The following is a 19,681-nucleotide window of genomic DNA, read 5'->3' as shown; positions in this document are numbered from 1 at the left end:
ATGGGATTTATTAATTTTTTTAGAAGATTGAAAGAAAAAAATAATGAGTATTATGATTATGATGAAATTGAAGAAGATTATGATGAAGAGATAAATAAAATTGAAGATACTATTGAAAGTAAATATATAGAGTCTGATATTGAAGAAATAGAAGTAGAGGAAGAAGTAAAAGAAGAATTAAAACTAAGCAAAGAGGAAGTTGATGAATTAATTAATTCAGAAATATTAAAAGTTATAGATGTTTATGATGATTTTGACAAAGTTAAATTAGTAGCAAAAGAAGCTGCTAAAAATATAGGAAGAGAAAATATAATAGAAATTCCTAAATTCTTAAACGGAAAAATAAATAGACCAACAAAATATATAAATAAATATATCGATGAAGGATATTGGTCAGTGGTAGTTGAAAATTCTATACTTATGATTATATATAGTTATGGAAAAGACTCTATAGATATTTTACAAAGAATTTCACAAAAAAACTCTAATTTAAACTTAAAAGCAACAAATTTATTATGTAAATTAGCAAGTGAGGATATTGAAGTAGATAGAATAGTTAATTGGATAATGAATAATTTGATTGCATTTAATGACGAAAATAAAATAAAAATATTAGGATTTATGTCACAAATAAAAAATAATAATCAAGTTATAGGACTAATTCAACATTTTTATAAAACTTTTGCTAAGAGTGGTGAAATTGAATTTGCATATAAATCTTTAAATCATCTTATAAATGCAGCTGAAAGATATACTAATGGACATTTAAAGTTTTTGAAAGAAGTTGCTATGAATAAGGGTGTAATTAATTTAGAGGAAATAATGACTTTAGAAGATGATGATCCTAAAGTTATTAATTTGCCTAAATTAAATGATAAATTAAGTATAGAGGCTGCAATAACCTATTATTCATTAGATAAAAATGATGATGATATAAATAGTAAGCTGTATTACTTAAGTGAATATTCATTAGATAAAAACTTAAGACAAACTCTAAAAAAACTTATTAATGAATAAAAATATTTTTGAGTAGTATATGTTTACGGAGGAGAAAGATTGAAAAAGAAGTTAAGAAATAAAAGGTTTAGATTTATAAAAGTTATATTATTTATATTTATTTTATGGATAGTTTTATACATACCTATAAAGGTTAAGCACTTTACTTTAATAAGAAATGAAGTTAAAGCAGGAGAAATATTTAATGAGAATTTAGAAACTATTCAATACTTTAAGGATATAAAATCTAATTATAGTAATTTTTATGGAGATGAAAATAAGTTAGCTGAAATAAAAACTTTAATACAATCTATTGAAGATAATTTAAGTAATGGAGTAACAATTGAAGTAGAAAATTTAGTTTTGGAATTGAAGTCTAAGGTTAACGATTTGAGTGCTTCAAATGAAAGAGAATTAGAGGAGTATTTTAATAGTATAACTGAAGGCAGTATAAAGAACTTTAATGATGAAGAATCTAATGAAGTAAATAAAATTATCAATGAATATAATACTTTATTTTCTGATAAAAATTATAAATTAGCAAAAGAAAAATTAGATGAGTTAAATCAGTATATAAATGAAACTAAGAAGATAGCAAATAAGAGAAAAATAGATGAGACATATGAAGAAAAAGCAAGTGAGGATGCTAGTTTAAGAGAACCTAAATATATAAATGGAATATTGTTAGTAAATAAAGAATTTGGACTTCCAGATACATTTGCGCCGGGAGAAAGTACTGAAGCAAGAGAAGCTTTTGAAAAAATGAAATCAGATGCAGCAAATGAAGGTATATATTTAAATGCCTTTTCAACATATAGAAGTTATTGGAGTCAAGATAGACTTTACTCAAATTATGTAGCAAATTATGGACAAGATCCTACTGACACATTTTCTGCTAAGGCTGGATTTAGTGAACATCAAACTGGACTTGCTTTTGATATAGGTGGTGTTGATAGATCTTTATGGGCTGAAGAAGATTTTAAATATACTGAAGAAGCAAAATGGCTTAAAAATAATTGTACTAAGTACGGATTTATTTTAAGATATCCTGAAGGTAAAGAATGGATTACAGGGTATATGCATGAATCTTGGCACTTTAGATATATAGGTGTTAATGATAGTAAGAACTTTGAAAATAGTGATTTAACTTTAGAAGAATATTTAGGCGTATAAAAAATTAATGAGCTACAAATATAGCTCATTAATTTTTTATTTTTTTACTATTTTTATATTTTCTACAGTGGAATCTTCAGTTCCTTGAACGTATAAATTAGCTCTTTTTAAGTCATAAACATAATCTACAACTTCTTTTGTTATTATTTCACCAGGACAAAGAACTGGAATTCCAGGTGGATAAGCAAGTAAAAATTCGCCAGAAATTTCGCCTATACTTTCTTTTAATGGTATAGAAATTTTATCACTATAGAAAGCTTCTCTTGGTTCTAATATTTTTTTAGGAATACTAGGAATATCTAAAAAGTCTGGAACAGGATTTCTTTTTCCGTAGAATTCTTCTGATATTTCATTTAAAGCATTAATTAATTTATCCATACTTTCTTTAGTATCACCAAATGAACCAACAGCAAGAACGTTATAGAAGTCCGAAAGTTCCATTTGAATATGATATTTATCTGCTAGAATCATATCTAATTCAAAACCAGTAATACCAAGTTCCTTTGATGAAATAGTAAGCTTTGTTGGATCAAAAGAATAAGAACCTGGTTTTCCTAAAACTTCTTCTCCAAAACAATAAAATCCAGGGATTTTATTTATTTCATCTCTAGTATATTTACATAATTCTATAGCATCGTTTAATAGTGTTTCACCTTCTAATGCAATTTGTCTTCTAGCACAATCTAAAGAAGCCATTAATATATAAGACGGTGATGTTGTATGTAAAAGATTTAGTATCTGTTGAACTCTTTTAGGACTAACATATTTACTTTTAACATGCAATAATGAACCTTGTGTTAATGATCCTATTATTTTATGTGTACTTTGAGCACATATATCAGCACCAGCTTCTAAAGCTGACATTGGAAGATTTTTTGAAAAAGCTAAATGAGGTCCATGAGCTTCATCAACTATTAAAGGTATGTCATAACTATGGACGATATCTGCAATTTCTTTTATATCTGTTGCAACTCCATAATAAGTTGGGTTTATTATTAAAACTGCTTTAGCATCTGGATTTTCTTTTAATGCATTAGAAACAGTATTTGGAGTTACGCCATGGGCAATACCTAATTTTTTATCAATTTCAGGCTCCATAAATACTGGTTTAGCTCCACTTAAAATTATACCAGAGGTAACTGATTTATGAACATTTCTTGGAACTATAATTTTATCACCATCATTAACAACTGAAAGTATCATGGCTTGTATTGCTCCAGATGTACCATGTATTGAGAAAAATGAAGCATCAGAACCATAAGCATCTGAAGCTAGTTCTTGGGCAGCTTTTATTGGTCCTGTTGGATGATGTAAACTATCTACTAATTTAAAGACAGTAACATCTATCTTAAAGGGATTATCTCCCATAAATTCTTTAAATTCTTTATCAATACCAATTCCTTTTTTATGCCCTGGTACATGGAAAGGTAGAGTTTCCCTATTTACGTATTCCATTAGAGCATTAAATAGTGGAGTTTCATTTTGATTCATTTTATACACTCAAAGCACCCTCTTTCTTTAGAATATTATTGGTTGTTTTAAAAGATTTATACAAACATAACTTATTATATTTTAATAATAAAAACTATGCAATATAATACTTAAATTTAATTAATAAATAGTAAATTTGAATAAAAATTAATTATTATGCTAACAATATTTGAAGAGAAAGTATATTTATAGGAGGAGTTATGTGTGAATAGTTTAAATTTAAATAAAAGAGATGTTAATATACCTAATAACGCAAAAAAAATAAGAAGAATGGGTAGGGTACCAGGTGTACTTTATGGAAAAAAAATAAATGAATTTTTATTTGAAGTTGGTGAGTTAGAGTTATGTAGAGAAATAGCACAAAATGGAGAACATGGGATAATAAATTTAGATATTAATGGTGAAGATTATCAAGCTTTAATAAAAGATGTTCAAAGAGATCCGGTAACTCATAAAATAATCCATTTAGATTTAGAAGAATTAGATCATAGTCAAAAAATTATATCTACTGTACCGATTCAATTTGAAGGTGAAGGTTATTTAAAGAAAAAAGGAATGGTATTACAAAAAGAAAAGGATTCTATTAAAGTTGAATGTGATGCTAATAAACTTCCTAAATATATAAAAATAAATATAAATGGAAGTGATAATGGATATGTATATAGAGCAGGAGATTTAGAAGTAGCTTCCGAATTATCAATAATTGATGATTTAAATACAGTTATAGCTTCAGTAACTTATGAAAGAAAAACTGTAAGTGATGATATGGAATTAGCAGAAGAATTAAATAATAAGAATAAATAGTATATTCTAAAATGTAAGGGGATAGAATACTCTGTCTCTTTACATTTTTTTATTTTAAAAACAATTTATTTAGTGTATAATATTACCTGATATTAATTTTTGGAGGTATAAGATGTTATATAAGGAAAAATATAATGAGTGGTTATTATCTGAAATTATTGATAATGAAATGAAAGATGAATTAAGAAATATAGAAGATGAAAAGGAAATTGAAGATAGATTCTATAAGGAACTTGATTTTGGGACAGGTGGTCTTAGAGGTATAATTGGTGCTGGTAGCAATAGAATGAATATTTACACAGTATCAAAAGCGACACAAGGTTTTGCAAACTATTTAAATAATAGATTTGATAATCCAACAGTTGCAATTGCTTATGACTCAAGAAATATGTCAAAGGAATTTTCAAAAGCTGCAGCTTTAACTCTTGCAGCGAATAATGTAAAAGTTTATTTGTATGAAAGTTTAAGACCTACTCCAATGCTTTCATTTGCTGTTAGACATTTAAATTGTGATGGAGGTATAGTAGTTACGGCTTCTCATAATCCTAAGGAATATAACGGATACAAAGTTTACGATGAATTTGGTGGTCAAGTAACAGATGAAAAGGCCAATATAATAATTAATGAAGTTAACAATGTAAAAAGCTTTGATATGATAAAAACTATTTCAGAAGAGGTAGCAATTAAAAATAACTTATTAGTTTATATTGGAGAAGATGTAGATAAAGCTTATATAGAATCTGTAAAATCTTTAACTATTAGAAAAGATTTAGTAGAGGAAAAAGCAAAGGATTTAAAAGTTATTTATACACCAATACATGGATCTGGAAATATGCCAGTTAGAAGAATATTAAAAGAACTTGGTTATACAGGTGTATCAGTTGTTAAAGAACAAGAGTTACCAGATGGTAATTTCCCAACTGCATCATATCCAAATCCAGAAGAGCCAGCTGTATTTAAATTGGCTTTAGAAATGGCTAAAGAAGAAAATCCAGATGTTATATTTGCAACAGATCCAGATTGCGATAGAATAGGAGTTGTTGTTAAAGATAGCGAGGGTGAATATAGAGTTTTAACTGGAAATCAAACAGGATTATTACTTACTGAATATGTTTTAAGTGCCCTTAAGGAAGAAAATAGATTACCTGAAAATGGAGCTATAATAAAAACTATAGTTACTACAGATGGAGCAAAAAATATAGCTAAAAATTATAATATTGAACTTATAGAAGTTTTAACAGGATTTAAATATATTGGTGAAAAAATTCAAGAGTTTAAAAAAAATAATAGCAAAACTTATCTTTTTGGATTTGAAGAAAGTTATGGCTATTTAGCGGGAGATTTTGTAAGAGATAAGGATGCTGTAATTGCATCTATGTTAATTGCAGAAATGACCTTATATTATAAAGAACATGGTAAGAGTCTTTATGATGGGTTAATTGATTTATATGAGAAGTATGGATATTTTAAAGAAGCATTAGTTTCATTTGAATTAAAGGGAAAAGAAGGTGCGGAAAAAATAGCACAATGTATAGAATCTTTAAGAAATGAAAAACTTAATGAAATTAGTGATGCAAAAGTTAATACGAAGTATGATTATAAATTAAGTGTTGAAGAAAATGTGGCTACTGGAGATAAGAAGGAAATAAATCTTCCAAAATCCAATGTACTTAAATTCGTATTAGATAATGGTTCTTGGTTTGTAGTTAGACCTTCTGGAACTGAACCTAAAATGAAAGCTTACGTTGCAGTACAAGGAACAGGATTATTAGATGCTGAAGAAAAGTTAGAAAGATTTAAATCAGAGGTTGTTGAATTAGTTAATAAGAAGTTAAATTAGTATAAAAAGCTTATTTGGGACAATTTTTAGTAGCCTAAATAAGCTTTTTTTATAATTTCATTCCTTCAGTTTGCAAAGAGATAAACATTGTATGACGGTGACTTGGAGCGCATGCGACGGAGCAAGGAATATAATGTTTATCTCTTTTTTATTAATTAATTTTATAATATAATTAAATTCCTATTTTATATTTATATTAATTATTTAAATTTTAGTAAAACCATTTTTAAAAATATAAATGAAATCATATTTGAAAGGTTATTAAATATATAGTATTATTTATTTAAGCTAAAGAAAGGGAGGAATCTATTTGGATTATAATGCAGCTTTTAAAGAAAAACTAAGTAAATTGTTGTTTTTAGAAATAGATAAAGAGGGATTTAAAAGGAGTATTGGTATTCCAAGTTATGTTTCTTTTGACAATAAGGATTTATACCTACCAATACCTTCTGAATATATAACTAAAAATATTCAAGATGAAATAAAAATAAAGAATTTACCAATATTTTATTTTATAGAAGGAATGTTTCTAGCTATAGGAGCAGATGAAAAATTAAGATTTAATAATGATTATGAAACTATATTATCTTATATAAAGGATACTGACAATTGTATAAGGAGTGTAATATCTAAAAAAATAAAAGATGAAAATCTTATAGATGGATATTTGCTTTTAAAGGGATATTATAGGGTTTCAAAAGATATTGAAGTTATGAAAAAGCTTTTATTAGTAGGAGAAAGTATAAGGGAAAAAGATAGTGCTTTTAAGGAAATTTTATTAAGTGATATAGAATATTGCGAGGAAAACATATTAAATATACCTGAAATATATTTATATAAGGCATTAATATTAAAGGATGATGAAGATTATAAAGCTGCTAAAGTAGCTATTAATGAGTTTGTTAATAAGGGTGGAAAGATTACAGAAGAAATTAATGTTATAGTTAATGATATTAATAATATATCAAGTTATGAAATAGCGATAGAACATTTAAATGATGATCCAGTTAAAACTATAAAAATGTTATTGGATTTACTTAAGACTTTTGATAAAAATCCTTTAATTTATTACTACTTAGGTGTTGCTTATAGAAAGCTTGAAAACTATGAAAAAGCAATTTACTATTTACAAGAAAGTATTGAAAGAGAAAGTGGAATATATGAAGTAATAGTAGAGATTGGCATAAATTATGCTTGTTTAAATGATTTTGAAAGTGCAATTAAATACTTTAAAAAGGCTTTTGAAGCAACAAAGGAAGTAGAAATTTGTACAAATATAGTAATGTGTTATATGAATTTAAATAATTATGAAGAAGCTAAGTTACATTTAGAAATAGCTAAAAAGCTAAATCCTGATGATGAAATAGTTAAAGATTTAGAAAAAATGTTAAATAAATAAGTAGACTAAATTGGAAGTTTTTAGACTTCCAATTTTTATAATTATTAAAGGATTTTTTATTTTTATATTTGTTAGTGAAATTTTAGATATTAAATTTATTCGAGCTGACTTTGCTACTATATATAAGTATGGTATCATAAGTATGGATAATTTTACTTAAATGTTATTGAGGAGATAAAATGAGCGATAATAATTTTATTAATGTACTAGGATATAAAATATTTAGAAGAAGCTTAAATGAAGCTATTGAGTATATAGATAATTTTGATAAAATTCATATAGTTTCAGGTAATCCAGAAGTACTTTATACAGGATTAAACAATAATAAGCTTTTTGATAACTTTACATCACAAAAATCACTTATAATACCGGATGGAGTAGGAATACAAATAGCTGCAAGGTATTTAAAAACACCTGTAAAGGAAAAAATAGCAGGTATAGATTTAATGAAAGAATTAATTAAAAAGTCTTCTGAAGATAGTAAAGGAATATATTTAATTGGAACAACAGATGAAAATTTAAAAGCTTGTGTTGCAAATTTAGTAGCTAATTATCCTAAAATAAATATATTAGGATATAAAAATGGTTATTTCGATATAGATAATTCAAATGAAATTTTAAAAGATATTAAAGAAAAAAAACCATATGCATTATTTGTAGCTATGGGGTGCCCAAGACAAGAAGAGTTTATAGTTAAATATATGAATGAGCTTCCGTGTAGAATTTTTATGGGAGTTGGGGGGAGTTTTGATGTTATTGCAGAAAAAGTAAATAGGGCTCCAAATTGGATGATAAAATTAGGTTTAGAATGGATGTATAGAGTGTTAAAAGAACCTTGGAGAATAAAGAGATTAGGTAGCATTCCAAAGTTTTTAATACTTGTCATAAGGGGAAAAAGGTAAACTATGAGTAGGAACAAAGTATTCAAAGCGACATTTATAGTCATGATTATGACTATTTTAAGTAGAGTTATAGGGTTTGGAAGAGATATTTTAGCAGCTTTTCATTTTGGTGTAGAAAGCACATATGATATTTATGTAGCAGCTGTAGCAATACCAGAATCAGTATTTATGATCATTGGTCTTGCAATTTCAACAACCTTTATACCTATGTTAAGTGAAATTAGGCATAATAAAAATAAAGAAGAAATGTTTAAGTTTTCAAGTAATGTAATAAATATTTTATCTTTAATTTCAATAGTAATTACAATTTTAGGATTAATATTTACCAAAGAAATAGTTAATGTTTTTGTACCTAATTTTTCAAGTGATAAAATAGAGTTAACAATTTTTCTTACAAGAATAACATTATTTAATGTAATTTTCCTTTGTATAAATTCTTGTTTTTTATCTATACTACAAGTTTGTGAAGACTTTATAATACCATCACTGTTAGGTATATTTTTTAATATTCCTATAATTATATACTTATTATTATTTAAAAACGTTACAGTTGTCGGTTTAGCTATTGCAAATGTTTTAGGAAACCTAATAAGAGTTTTAATACAAATTCCTTCTTTATACAAACAAGGCTATAGACTTAATTTACATATTAATTTAAAAGATAGAAAACTAAAAACTATGCTTATTTTAATAATACCTGTAATAATAGGAGCTGGAGCAAACTCCATAAATATGCTTGTTGATAAAAGTGTTGCATCGAATCTTATTACTGGATCTATGGCTGCTTTAGAATACTCACAAAGATTAATTCAATTTGTTAGTACAGCTATTACAACTTCTTTAGTATCTGTAATTTATCCTATAATGGCAAATAGACTTAATAAAGGTGACAAAGATGGATTCTTAAAATATTTAAGTAAATCAATAGTTGTAATTTGTTTATTTTTAATACCAATTACATTTGGAACAGTATTTTTAAGTGATGATATTATAAAAATAATATATGAAAGAGGAAAGTTTAACTCTAATGCTGTTATGTTAACATCAATGGCTTTATTAGGATATTCTATTCAATTACCTTTTTTAGGGGTAAGAGATATTTTAAATTCATCTTTATTTTCAATGAAAAAGACAAAAATAACTACTTTAAATGGAGTTATTGGAGTAGTTGTAAATATAATTTTAAGTATCACTTTGTCAAAGTATTTTGGAGTATTAGGTATAGCGATTGCAACATCTATTTCAGCTATAGTTATAGCTATGCTATTACTTAAATCAACAATAAATTTAATAGGAAACTTCAAATTTAGAGATATTATATTTAAAATTATAAAGATTTTATTTAGTTCTTTTATAATGATAATTTTTTTAATTACATTAAATAGATTTATAGATACTAATAATTCAATTTTGAAAGTTTTGTGTGATGGAATTATAGGGGCTTTTATATATTTAATTATGTGTAAAGTTTTAAGAATAGAAGAATTTAATGAAGGACTAGAAATTATATTGAATAAGTTTAATAGGAGGAAAAGATAAATGAAAATTTTATTTATTGCATGTTATTCACCATTAATAAATAATTCGGCGTCAATTGAAACGCTTCAATATTTAAATAATTTAGCAAAAATTAATGGCAATGAAATTCATTTGTTAACTGTAAATTTTCCTCAAAACTCAATTTATTATGATGAATATATTTTTAGTATGTTAGATAAAAATATTAAACTTCATATAATTTCAGGTGGAAAAGTCTTTGAAAAAATAATGCCAAAGAAAAGTAATGTAAAGCAAATTGAAAAGAATAATTTTATAAAAGGTAAGATTAAAATTTATCTTAAGAAAGTAAAAAAAATATTTGCTATTCCAGATATGTATTTTTATTGGGCCCTTAGAGCAAGTAGGTATGGAATAAATTTAATGAAAAAAGAAAATTTCGATGTAATGTTTTCTATGCATGAACCTCCATCAAGTCATATTTGTGCATATTTAATAAAGAAAAGATTTTCAAATTTTAAGTGGATAGCTTATTGGAGTGATCCTTGGCTTAAAGATTCAACAAGAGAAGGTTCAAGTTATATTAGAAAAAGAATTGAAGGTCATTATGAGAAAAAGGTTGTTGATTTGGCTAATAAGCATATTTTTGTAACAAAAGCTAATAGAAATGACTATATGAAAACTTATAATTTAAAAATAGAGGATACTGCTATTATAACTAGAGGTTATGATAAAAATGTATATAATGAAATAAAGAAAAAAAATATTCCCCAATATATAGATATAAATAAAATAAATATAGTTTATGCAGGAGAGATATTCTCAAAACTTAGAGATATAAGACCTTTTATCAGAGCTATTAATATATTAAAAAAAGAAAATATAGAATTATATAATAAATTAAATATATTGTTTTTTGGTAATATAGATAGTGAAGAAATAAAAGAAGAATTATTAACTCTTGAAAATGTAAGAGTTTCAAATAGAATACCATATAATGAAGCCTTAGGTTATATGGTAAATGCTGATATTTTATTGTTATTTGGTAATAAAAATTCTAAACAAATACCTGCCAAAATATATGATTATTTTGGATGTGTTGCTTATATATTAGTTGTTTTAGGTGATGAGAATGATCCTATAATTGATGTAGTTAGTAATTTAGAAAAGTGTAAAGTTACTAAAAATGATGAAGAAGATATAAAAAAAGAGTTAAAGGAATTATATGTAAAAATATTAAATGGTGAGATATCTAATGAAATAAAAGAATATGAGTGGGAAAATATATCTAAAAAATTAGATAATATTTTAAGGGAGGCTTAAAATGCATGTAATGTTTATACCTTCGTGGTACCACAATAAAAGAAATCCTGTACATGGAAGTTTTTTTAAAGAGCAAGCTTTAGCTCTTCAGGAAAGTGGAGTGAAAATAACAGTTGCATATAATGAAGTATGGCCTTTGACATTACTTTTTAGAGTAAAAGAAAAAATAGGCATTAACTTTGAAATAGAAGATGGGCTTAAAACATATAGGTATAAGAATTATAATTTTCTACCTAAAAACCCAAAAATGTTTAATGTTTTTAATAAGAGATTAGAAAAATTATATAAGGAAATAGTGAAAAAAGAAGGGCAAGTAGATATTATTCATTGCCATTCTTCTTTTTGGGCTGGTATAAGTGCAGCATATATTGCTAAGAAATATGGTATTCCATTAATAATCACTGAACACTCTTCTTTAAAGACAGCTATATATATTAAAGATAGTTATAAACCATATATTAAAGAATCTTATTTATCAGCAGATACTTTAATATCAGTTGGTAATGGTTTGAAAAAGGAAATTCAAGAGATTACAGGGAGAAGAGATATAAAAGTAATACATAACTTAATACCTGTAGAAAATTTTTATATTTCTAATAATAAAAATTCTAAATTTACATTTTTCTCTTTGGCTTTTTTAGAAGGAGAAAAAGGATTTGATATTTTGTTAAAAGCCTTTTCTAAATATTTTAAGAATAGTAAAACAAGACTTTTAATAGGAGGAGATGGAAGTCAAAAATCTTTTTTGATTAATTTAACTAAAGAGCTTGAAATTGAAAGCCAAGTTGAATTTTTGGGAAGATTATCTAGAGAAGAAGTAGCTAAATATATGAGTTTATGTGATTTATTTGTACTTCCTTCTAAATATGAGACTTTTGGTGTTGTATATATTGAAGCTTTAGCTTCAGGAAAACCTATTATAGGGGCTTTTAATGGAGGAGCAGAAGATATAATAAATAAAAATAATGGTTTGATAGTTAAAGTTAATGATGTTGATGCTTTAGGTATTGCAATGAAAAATATAAAAGAGAATATAAAATCCTATAATTCTGATAAAATAAGAAGTGAATGTATAGAAAGATTTTCTAAGAAAAAAATAATAGATGAGATACTAGAAGTATACAATGAAGTGTTAATAGAAAGGAAATAAAATGCTATTTAAAGAATATAAAATAAATGATTTTTTAGTTGAATTATCATCTGATGCACCTTCTCCTGGTGGAGGTAGTACGGCTGCTTTAGTTTCTGCTCTAGCTGGAGGATTGAATTCAATGGTTTATTCATTAACTATAGATAAAAAAGCTTATGAGATTTTAAATGAAGAAGAAAAGAAAAAGATGATTTCTTTACAAAATGAAGCTAGGAAGTTTATTGAAATTTCTAAGGAATTTATGGAAAAGGATAGAGAAGATTTCTTGGAATTAATGAGTTCTTATAAGCTATCAAAAGATACTGAAGAAGAAATCAAATATAGAAAAGAAAAAATTAAGGAAAATACTATAAATGCAATGAAGACTCCATTAAATTTAGCTGAGGAATGTATAAAATTTTATGATAATATTGAGTTTGCTGTTAAATTCGGAAATAAAAATTTAATTTCTGATGCAGGGGTAGCAACTATTTTGTTAAATTCAGCAATAGAAAGTGCAATTATAAATGTGAAAGTGAATTTAAATTCCTTAAGAAATGAAAGTTTTGCAAAGGAAATAGAAGATAAATGTAGTAGTTTATTAAATGAATCTTATATAAAAAAATCTAATTTAATGAGTGAAATTAATAATATTATTTACCCTAAAAAAAGTCTCTAATAGAGACTTTTTTAGGGTAAATCTTTTAGGGATTTAAATTCATAACCTTGATTTTTTAATTCTTTAATAACTTCTCTAAGAATTTTTGTGTTAGTATCAGATACTGAATGTAATAAGATAATTGCACCAGGATGAGCTCCGTTTAATATTTTTTTTATGGCTGTTCTTTCGTCTGGTTGATTATCAACTAACCAATCTTTATATGCAAAGCTCCAAAATATTGTTTTATAACCTAAATCTTGAGTTCTTTTTAATGAGTTTTTTGAATACTTACCCATTGGAGGTCTAAAGAATTTAGGAATGTCTTCTCCAATTAAATTTTTAAATTCATCTTCTACTTCTGTAAATTCTAAATTAAATTTAGTACTATCTTTTATAGATGCCATAGAAGGATGATGAGATGAATGATTACACACTAAATGTCCTTCGTTAACCATTCTTTTAACAATATCAGCTTCTTGTTTTATATAAGGTTTTACAACGAAAAATGCAGCAGGAACATTTTCCTCTTTTAATGTATCTAAAATTTTAGGTGTATTGCCATTTTCATATCCTTGATCAAAAGTTAAATAAAGAACTTTTGAATTTGTATCACCTACATAATAAGCTGAGTAGTTAGAAAAAAAGTCCACTGATTCCTTAGGTGGTTCGGGAATTTTTTCATTTTCTCTTTTTACAAAATACCAGTTTAATTCTAAATCATCAGATGCTATTGCTTGGTTTGTAGATAAATTTAATATAGAAAATAAAGTTATCAATAAAATAGTGATCTTTTTTGAAATTTTCAAAGAAATCGCCTCCTTATAGATATTTTTATCTAAAATATATCTTTTACTCTGGAAATACAATGAAATTATCTATAAATCTTTATATATTGAAATAATTTTTATAGTAGAGTATAATTTTAAAGATGTAATAATGTGAATAAGATATGAAAGGAATGTACATAGATGAATTTAGGAATAGTTGGTTTACCTAATGTTGGTAAAAGTACTTTATTTAATGCAATAACAAAAGCAGGAGCAGAATCGGCAAACTACCCTTTTTGCACTATAGAACCCAATGTAGGAGTAGTTAGCGTACCAGATAAGAGATTAGATGTTTTAGAAAAAATGTATAATACAAAAAAGAAAGTATATACTGCAGTTGAGTTTTATGATATAGCTGGTTTAGTTAAGGGTGCTTCAAAAGGTGAAGGCTTAGGTAATAAATTTTTATCTCATATAAGAGAAGTATCAGCAATAGTACATGTTGTTAGATGTTTTGATGATGGAAATGTAGTGCACGTTGAGGGTTCTGTAGATCCTATTAGAGATATAGAAACAATAAACTTAGAACTTATTTTTGCAGATTTAGAAGTTCTTGAAAGAAGAATGGAAAGATCACTTAAACAAGTTAGATCAGGAGATAAAAAAGCAAAAGAAGAATATGCTTTAATGGAAAAAGTTAAAGCTCACTTAGAACAAAATTTACCAATAAGAACATTAGAGGTTACTGAAGAAGAAGAAGAAATTATAAAGGGATTATTCTTAATAACTTCAAAACCAGTTTTATATGCTTGTAATATATCAGAAGATGATATGATGGAAGGTAATACAAATAATGAATATGTTCAAAAGGTTAAAGCGTATGCAGAAAGTGAAAACTCAGGAGTAGTTGTAGTGTGTGCTAAGCTTGAAGAAGAATTATCAGGATTAGAAGATGAAGAAAAACTTGAAATGTTAAGTGAATATGGATTAACAGAATCAGGCTTAGATAAGCTTATAAGAGCAAGTTATAGATTACTTGGATTAATTAGCTATTTAACAGCTGGAGTTCAAGAAGTAAGAGCATGGACTATAAAAGAAGGAACAAAAGCACCTCAAGCGGCAGGAAAAATACATTCAGATATAGAAAGAGGATTTATAAGAGCTGAAATTGTATCATATGATGCTTTAGTAGAATGTGGATCAGAATCTCAAGCTAAGGAGAAAGGTCTTTACAGATTAGAAGGAAAAGACTATGTCATGAAAGATGGAGATGTAGTTAACTTTAGATTTAATGTATAGTTTTTAAGATTGGTATTACACCAATCTTTTTTTTTGCATTTTTAGAGTAAGAAGTTTTTTGATAATTTTAAATAAAGTTTAAACAAAACTAATATCCTTCTCAAATTTTTAAATAAATAATACCAAATTTTGAAATAAACCTTGAAGTATTTATAGAAAAATTATAAAATAATAATATAAAGTGGTTTAAAGTGGTTGAAAGTGGTGGAGAATTCATTTTAAGGTAGGGTTAAAGATGTTTATTGGAGAATATCAGCATGCTATAGATGCGAAAAATAGAATGATAGTTCCGTCAAAACTAAGAGAAGGCTTAGGTAATAAATTTGTTATTACTAAGGGGCTTGATGGATGTCTTTATGCTTATCCTATGGAAGAATGGAAGGCTTTAGAAGTGAAGCTAAAATCATTACCACTTACTAATAGAGATGCAAGAGCATTTGTTAGATTCTTTTTTTCAGGTGCTTGTGAAGTTGAAATTGATAAACAAGGAAGAGGTTTAATTCCTCAGAACTTAAAAGAATATGCAGGTATGGAAAAGGAAATAGTAAGTATAGGAGTATTAACAAGAGTTGAAATTTGGAGCAAAGAAAAGTGGGAAGAATACAATGAATCGGATATAGATTTTGACTCCATTGCAGAAAAAATGAGTGATTTAGGAATATAAGGAGAATTATTATGGAATTTAAACATGTATCTGTACTTTTAAATGAGTGTATAGAGGGATTGAATATTAAAGAAGATGGAATATACGTAGATGGTACCTTAGGTGGAGGAGGACATTCTTCGGAAATTCTTAAAAATTTATCGAAGAATGGACTATTAATAGGTATAGACCAAGATAAGGATGCATTAAAGGCTGCTGGACTAAGATTACATAATTACGAAAATGTAAAATATGTTCATAGTAATTTTTATAATATAGATTCTATCTTAAATAATTTAGAGATTGAAAAGATAGATGGAATGCTAATGGATTTAGGGGTTTCCTCATATCAATTAGATACTGGAGATAGAGGATTTAGTTATATGCAAGATGCACCTTTAGATATGAGAATGAATAGAGAAAATCCTTTATCAGCTTATGAAGTTGTAAATGAGTATGATGAAGAAGAAATATATAGGATAATTAGGGATTATGGAGAAGAAAAATTTGCTAAGAGAATAGCTAGATTTATAGTCGAAAATAGAGAAGTAAAACCAATAGAAACTACTCTAGAATTAGTTGAAATTATTAAAAATGCTATTCCAGCAAAAGCTAGAAGAGAAGGGCCTCATCCAGCTAAAAGAACATTTCAAGCTATTAGAATAGAGGTAAATAGTGAGTTATCAATATTAAATAAAGCCATTGAAGATGGAGTTAATAGATTAAATAAGGGTGGAAGAATGGCTATAATAACCTTCCATTCATTAGAAGATAGAATAGTAAAGCTTAAATTTAAAGAATTAGCAACTGCATGTACTTGTCCTAAAGGATTCCCTATATGTGTTTGTGGAGGAAAAGCTAAGGTTAAGGTTATTACTAGAAAAGCAATAGATCCGTCAAAAGAGGAAGTTGAAATGAATCCAAGAAGTAGAAGTGCTAAACTGAGAGTAATTGAGAAGCTTTAAAAAAACTATTAAATTAATATGGGGGAAGTAATAAAATGGTTAATAAAGAATATGATTATATAAGAGGCAATACAGCTTTAAATCCAAAAAGAAAATATGATGAAGTAAAAAGAAGAGAAGAAAGAGAAAATCTAGAAAGAAAAAGAAGAGAGCAACAAAGAAGAGAAAGAAATGCTAAAAAAGCTGTAGTTAAGAATATTCTACAAGTAGCATCTATTGCTTTAGTTTTAGGGGTTTTAACTATAGGAAGAGATGGAAAAGTATATAAAATGCAAAATGATCTAATAAATGTAAAAAAAGAAATTAAAAATGTAACTGCAGAAGGTGAAGCATTAAGAGCAAATTTATTAAGATATTCTTCTTTAGGAGAAATAAAAGAAATTGCTAGCAATAATGGTATGATAATGCCAAAGCAATCTGATACCATTACTGTTAATATAACAAAAGATTTTTTTGAAAATATTAGAGAGTAACATAAGTAATAAAATAGTACACTTGCCAGATAAAGAGTATTTTTTACTCTGCATGTTTTTAAATAATTACATGGAGGCATTGATGTGAATAAAAGGAATTATAGAGATAAAGCGCTAATGAAAAAAAGAATATCATTAGCGCTTACAACATTAGTATGTTTATTTGCTCTTTTAGCAATTAGGTTATCTTACATAATGATAGTTAAAAGGGAAGAATATTCAGCGAAAGCTGAAGAACAATGGACAAGTGAGGTTAAGATAGACGCAAGAAGAGGAAGAATTCTTGATAGAAATGGAGTAGAGCTAGCTATATCAGCTAATGTTTATAGAATTGACTTTGATTTAAATTCTATAAGAGCTCACTTAAGAAAAGAAAATTTAACTAACAATGATATTGCTCCTAAAATAGCAGAAGCTTTAAGTTTAGATGAAAAAAAGGTTTTAGATAAGTTAAATACTAAACTTCCTAGTGGTGCAGATGCTGGAGCTGCTATTTTAATTAGAAGAATTGAAAAAGAACTAGCTGATAAAGTAAAAGAGTTAAATATTCCTGGAGTTATAGTATCCCCAGATACAAAAAGATATTATCCAAGTGGTAATTTTTTAGCGCATGTATTAGGAAGTACTAATATAGATGGACAAGGATTAACAGGAGTTGAATTAGAATATAATAAATATTTATCAGGGACTCCAGGGCTTAGAATATCAGAACTTAGTAAGTATAATGACGAACTTCCTTATACTATTTCAAAGTTTACTGCACCTGTTAATGGAAAAGATGTTATTTTGACTATAGATTCAAACTTACAAGCTTTTGCAGAAAAGGTAGCTGAAAAAGGATACAAAGATAATGAAGCTAAACAAGTTTCTATAATAATAATGAATCCTAATAATGGGGAAATTTTAGCTATGGTAAATAAACCAGATTTTGATCCTAATACTCCATATTCAGGTGCTGAGGAGTACGAAGGGGCTAATTTGGCTGAAAAGGTTCAAAAAATGTGGAGAAATCATTTGGTCAATGATACCTTTGAACCAGGATCAATTTTTAAGGTTGTAACAATGATAGGTAACTTAGAAGAAGGATTAGTAAAAGAAACTGATACTTTCAATTGTAATGGTAGTTTGAAAATAGGACCACATACAATTAAATGTTGGAAACGATCTGGGCATGGTACACTAACATTACCTGAAATATTACAAAACTCTTGTAATGTAGGTTTTATGGAAATAGGTAAGAGGATAGGCAGAGAAGGCTTAAATGAATATATTAAAAAGTTAGGTTTTGGAAAAGTAAGTGGAATAGATTTACCAGGAGAAGCTAAAGGGATAATAAAAAAGACGGAAGATATAACTGAAGCGGATTTAGCTACAATTTCATTTGGGCAAACTAACACTGTAAATGCAGTACAATATATGGCGGCATTTAATAGTATTGTAAATGGGGGAAAGTTAATTCAACCTCATATAATGAAAGAAATCACATCAACAAATGAAAATGGTGAATTAGTTGTAGATGAAGCTTTTGAGCCTAAAATTACAGAGGTTTTAAGTGAAAGTAATACTGAGATATTAAGAGATTATCTAGAACGAACAGTATCTTATGGTGGATCTAGTAAAGCTTATGTTGAAGGATATCATATAGGTGCTAAAACTGGAACTGCTCAAAAAGTAAATCCAAATGGTGGAGGATATGAAGCAGGAAAATATATTTCATCTTTAGCAGGTTTTGCACCAGCTGATAATCCACAGGTTACTGTGTTCATATCAATAGATGAACCAGGTACAGGGACTTACTATGCAGGACAAATAGTAGCGCCTTTAGCTAATATATTATTTACAGATATATTTAATTATATGAGTGAGGATATGCCAAAAGATGATATTGAAAGTATTACTAAAGATATAGTTGTTCCTGAAATTAGAGGGCTTTCAATAAGTGAAGGGAAAAAAATACTAAAAGAATATAATTTAGAGTATAATATTAATGGAAATGGGTCTATAATAACAGATGTAAAACCTTATCCAGGCTATACTGTTAAAGAAAATTCTAAGATTAATATAGACACAGGAGAAATTGAGTCTTATAATAAAAATGTTGTTATGCCTGATTTAAGGGGGTACTCTTTAGAGTCAGCTACTAAAATATTAAATGACTTAGAAATTATTTTTACTTATGAAGGAGAAGGTTGTATAATTAAACAAAGTATTCCTAAGGGTGAATTAATAAGTAAGGGTACCAATGTTAAGCTAGTATTAGATGAAGAATATGGAGATTAATTAGAATATCCCTTTACATTAGCATGTGGGACACTCACA

Annotated in this window: 17 protein-coding genes; 15 read left to right on the top strand and 2 right to left on the bottom strand. The window is 26.8% G+C overall.

Features of this window, described 5'->3' with window-relative positions:
* Both H9660_RS00725 and H9660_RS00720 read left to right on the top strand, forming a co-directional pair.
* Complete coding sequence (locus tag H9660_RS00725) at positions 1–1,017, top strand: hypothetical protein (protein WP_191747511.1); 1,017 nt, start codon at positions 1–3, stop codon at positions 1,015–1,017.
* Positions 1,018–1,056: 39 nt separating this feature from the next.
* Positions 1,057–2,169 (top strand): D-alanyl-D-alanine carboxypeptidase family protein, encoded by a 1,113-nt coding sequence (locus H9660_RS00720; RefSeq protein WP_191747509.1) that lies wholly within the window; start codon positions 1,057–1,059, stop codon positions 2,167–2,169.
* Positions 2,170–2,205: 36 nt separating this feature from the next.
* On the opposite strand, the gene H9660_RS00715 is transcribed toward H9660_RS00720, so the two are convergent.
* Positions 2,206–3,669 carry an aminotransferase class I/II-fold pyridoxal phosphate-dependent enzyme gene (locus H9660_RS00715; protein ID WP_191747507.1) on the bottom strand — a complete coding sequence of 488 codons (1,464 nt, stop codon included), beginning with the start codon at positions 3,667–3,669 and terminating at the stop codon, positions 2,206–2,208.
* A gap of 195 nt (positions 3,670–3,864) precedes the next feature.
* On the opposite strand from H9660_RS00715, the gene H9660_RS00710 reads away from it, so the two are divergent.
* The 8 genes from H9660_RS00710 (at position 3,865) to H9660_RS00675 (ending at position 13,233) form a co-directional block, all read left to right on the top strand.
* The gene (locus tag H9660_RS00710) at positions 3,865–4,464 is read left to right on the top strand and encodes a 50S ribosomal protein L25 (RefSeq protein ID WP_191747504.1); all 600 of its coding nucleotides are present in this window, start codon (positions 3,865–3,867) and stop codon (positions 4,462–4,464) included.
* Positions 4,465–4,576: 112 nt separating this feature from the next.
* Complete coding sequence (locus H9660_RS00705) at positions 4,577–6,304, top strand: phospho-sugar mutase (RefSeq protein ID WP_191747502.1); 1,728 nt, start codon at positions 4,577–4,579, stop codon at positions 6,302–6,304.
* A 310-nt stretch (positions 6,305–6,614) separates the two neighbouring features.
* Positions 6,615–7,703: a tetratricopeptide repeat protein gene (locus H9660_RS00700; RefSeq protein ID WP_191747500.1), complete on the top strand. Its 1,089-nt coding sequence runs from the start codon at positions 6,615–6,617 to the stop codon at positions 7,701–7,703.
* A 179-nt stretch (positions 7,704–7,882) separates the two neighbouring features.
* Entirely contained in the window at positions 7,883–8,605 is a 723-nt protein-coding gene (locus H9660_RS00695; protein WP_191747498.1) for a WecB/TagA/CpsF family glycosyltransferase, read from the top strand.
* 3 nt (positions 8,606–8,608) lie between these two features.
* Positions 8,609–10,144, top strand: coding sequence for a murein biosynthesis integral membrane protein MurJ (gene murJ, locus H9660_RS00690; protein WP_191747496.1), 1,536 nt, complete (start codon positions 8,609–8,611; stop codon positions 10,142–10,144).
* Complete coding sequence (locus tag H9660_RS00685) at positions 10,145–11,425, top strand: glycosyltransferase family protein (protein ID WP_191747494.1); 1,281 nt, start codon at positions 10,145–10,147, stop codon at positions 11,423–11,425.
* A gap of 1 nt (position 11,426) precedes the next feature.
* Entirely contained in the window at positions 11,427–12,575 is a 1,149-nt protein-coding gene (locus H9660_RS00680; protein WP_191747492.1) for a glycosyltransferase, read from the top strand.
* Between the two features lies 1 nt (position 12,576).
* Entirely contained in the window at positions 12,577–13,233 is a 657-nt protein-coding gene (locus tag H9660_RS00675) for a cyclodeaminase/cyclohydrolase family protein (protein WP_191747491.1), read from the top strand.
* 11 nt (positions 13,234–13,244) lie between these two features.
* On the opposite strand, the gene pdaA is transcribed toward H9660_RS00675, so the two are convergent.
* Positions 13,245–13,997: a delta-lactam-biosynthetic de-N-acetylase gene (pdaA, locus tag H9660_RS00670; RefSeq protein ID WP_423738997.1), complete on the bottom strand. Its 753-nt coding sequence runs from the start codon at positions 13,995–13,997 to the stop codon at positions 13,245–13,247.
* A 186-nt stretch (positions 13,998–14,183) separates the two neighbouring features.
* Here pdaA and ychF point away from each other — a divergent pair, with 186 nt between their 5' ends.
* From ychF to H9660_RS00645, 5 genes are all read left to right on the top strand, one after another.
* The gene (gene ychF, locus H9660_RS00665; protein WP_191747489.1) at positions 14,184–15,281 is read left to right on the top strand and encodes a redox-regulated ATPase YchF; all 1,098 of its coding nucleotides are present in this window, start codon (positions 14,184–14,186) and stop codon (positions 15,279–15,281) included.
* Positions 15,282–15,516: 235 nt separating this feature from the next.
* Positions 15,517–15,945, top strand: a complete 429-nt coding sequence (mraZ, locus tag H9660_RS00660; RefSeq protein WP_191747487.1) for a division/cell wall cluster transcriptional repressor MraZ — start codon at positions 15,517–15,519, stop codon at positions 15,943–15,945.
* 11 nt (positions 15,946–15,956) lie between these two features.
* Positions 15,957–16,889, top strand: a complete 933-nt coding sequence (gene rsmH, locus H9660_RS00655; protein ID WP_191747486.1) for a 16S rRNA (cytosine(1402)-N(4))-methyltransferase RsmH — start codon at positions 15,957–15,959, stop codon at positions 16,887–16,889.
* A 35-nt stretch (positions 16,890–16,924) separates the two neighbouring features.
* The gene (locus H9660_RS00650) at positions 16,925–17,362 is read left to right on the top strand and encodes a cell division protein FtsL (protein WP_191747484.1); all 438 of its coding nucleotides are present in this window, start codon (positions 16,925–16,927) and stop codon (positions 17,360–17,362) included.
* An 84-nt stretch (positions 17,363–17,446) separates the two neighbouring features.
* Positions 17,447–19,642, top strand: coding sequence for a stage V sporulation protein D (locus tag H9660_RS00645; protein ID WP_191747482.1), 2,196 nt, complete (start codon positions 17,447–17,449; stop codon positions 19,640–19,642).
* Positions 19,643–19,681 lie beyond the last annotated feature (39 nt).

The organism is Clostridium gallinarum, from assembly GCF_014836325.1.
In the GTDB taxonomy this organism is placed as follows: Bacteria; Bacillota; Clostridia; order Clostridiales; family Clostridiaceae; genus Clostridium; species Clostridium gallinarum.
Note: the sequence above shows the minus strand (reverse complement) of the source record. Positions and strands in the feature narration are given on the sequence as shown.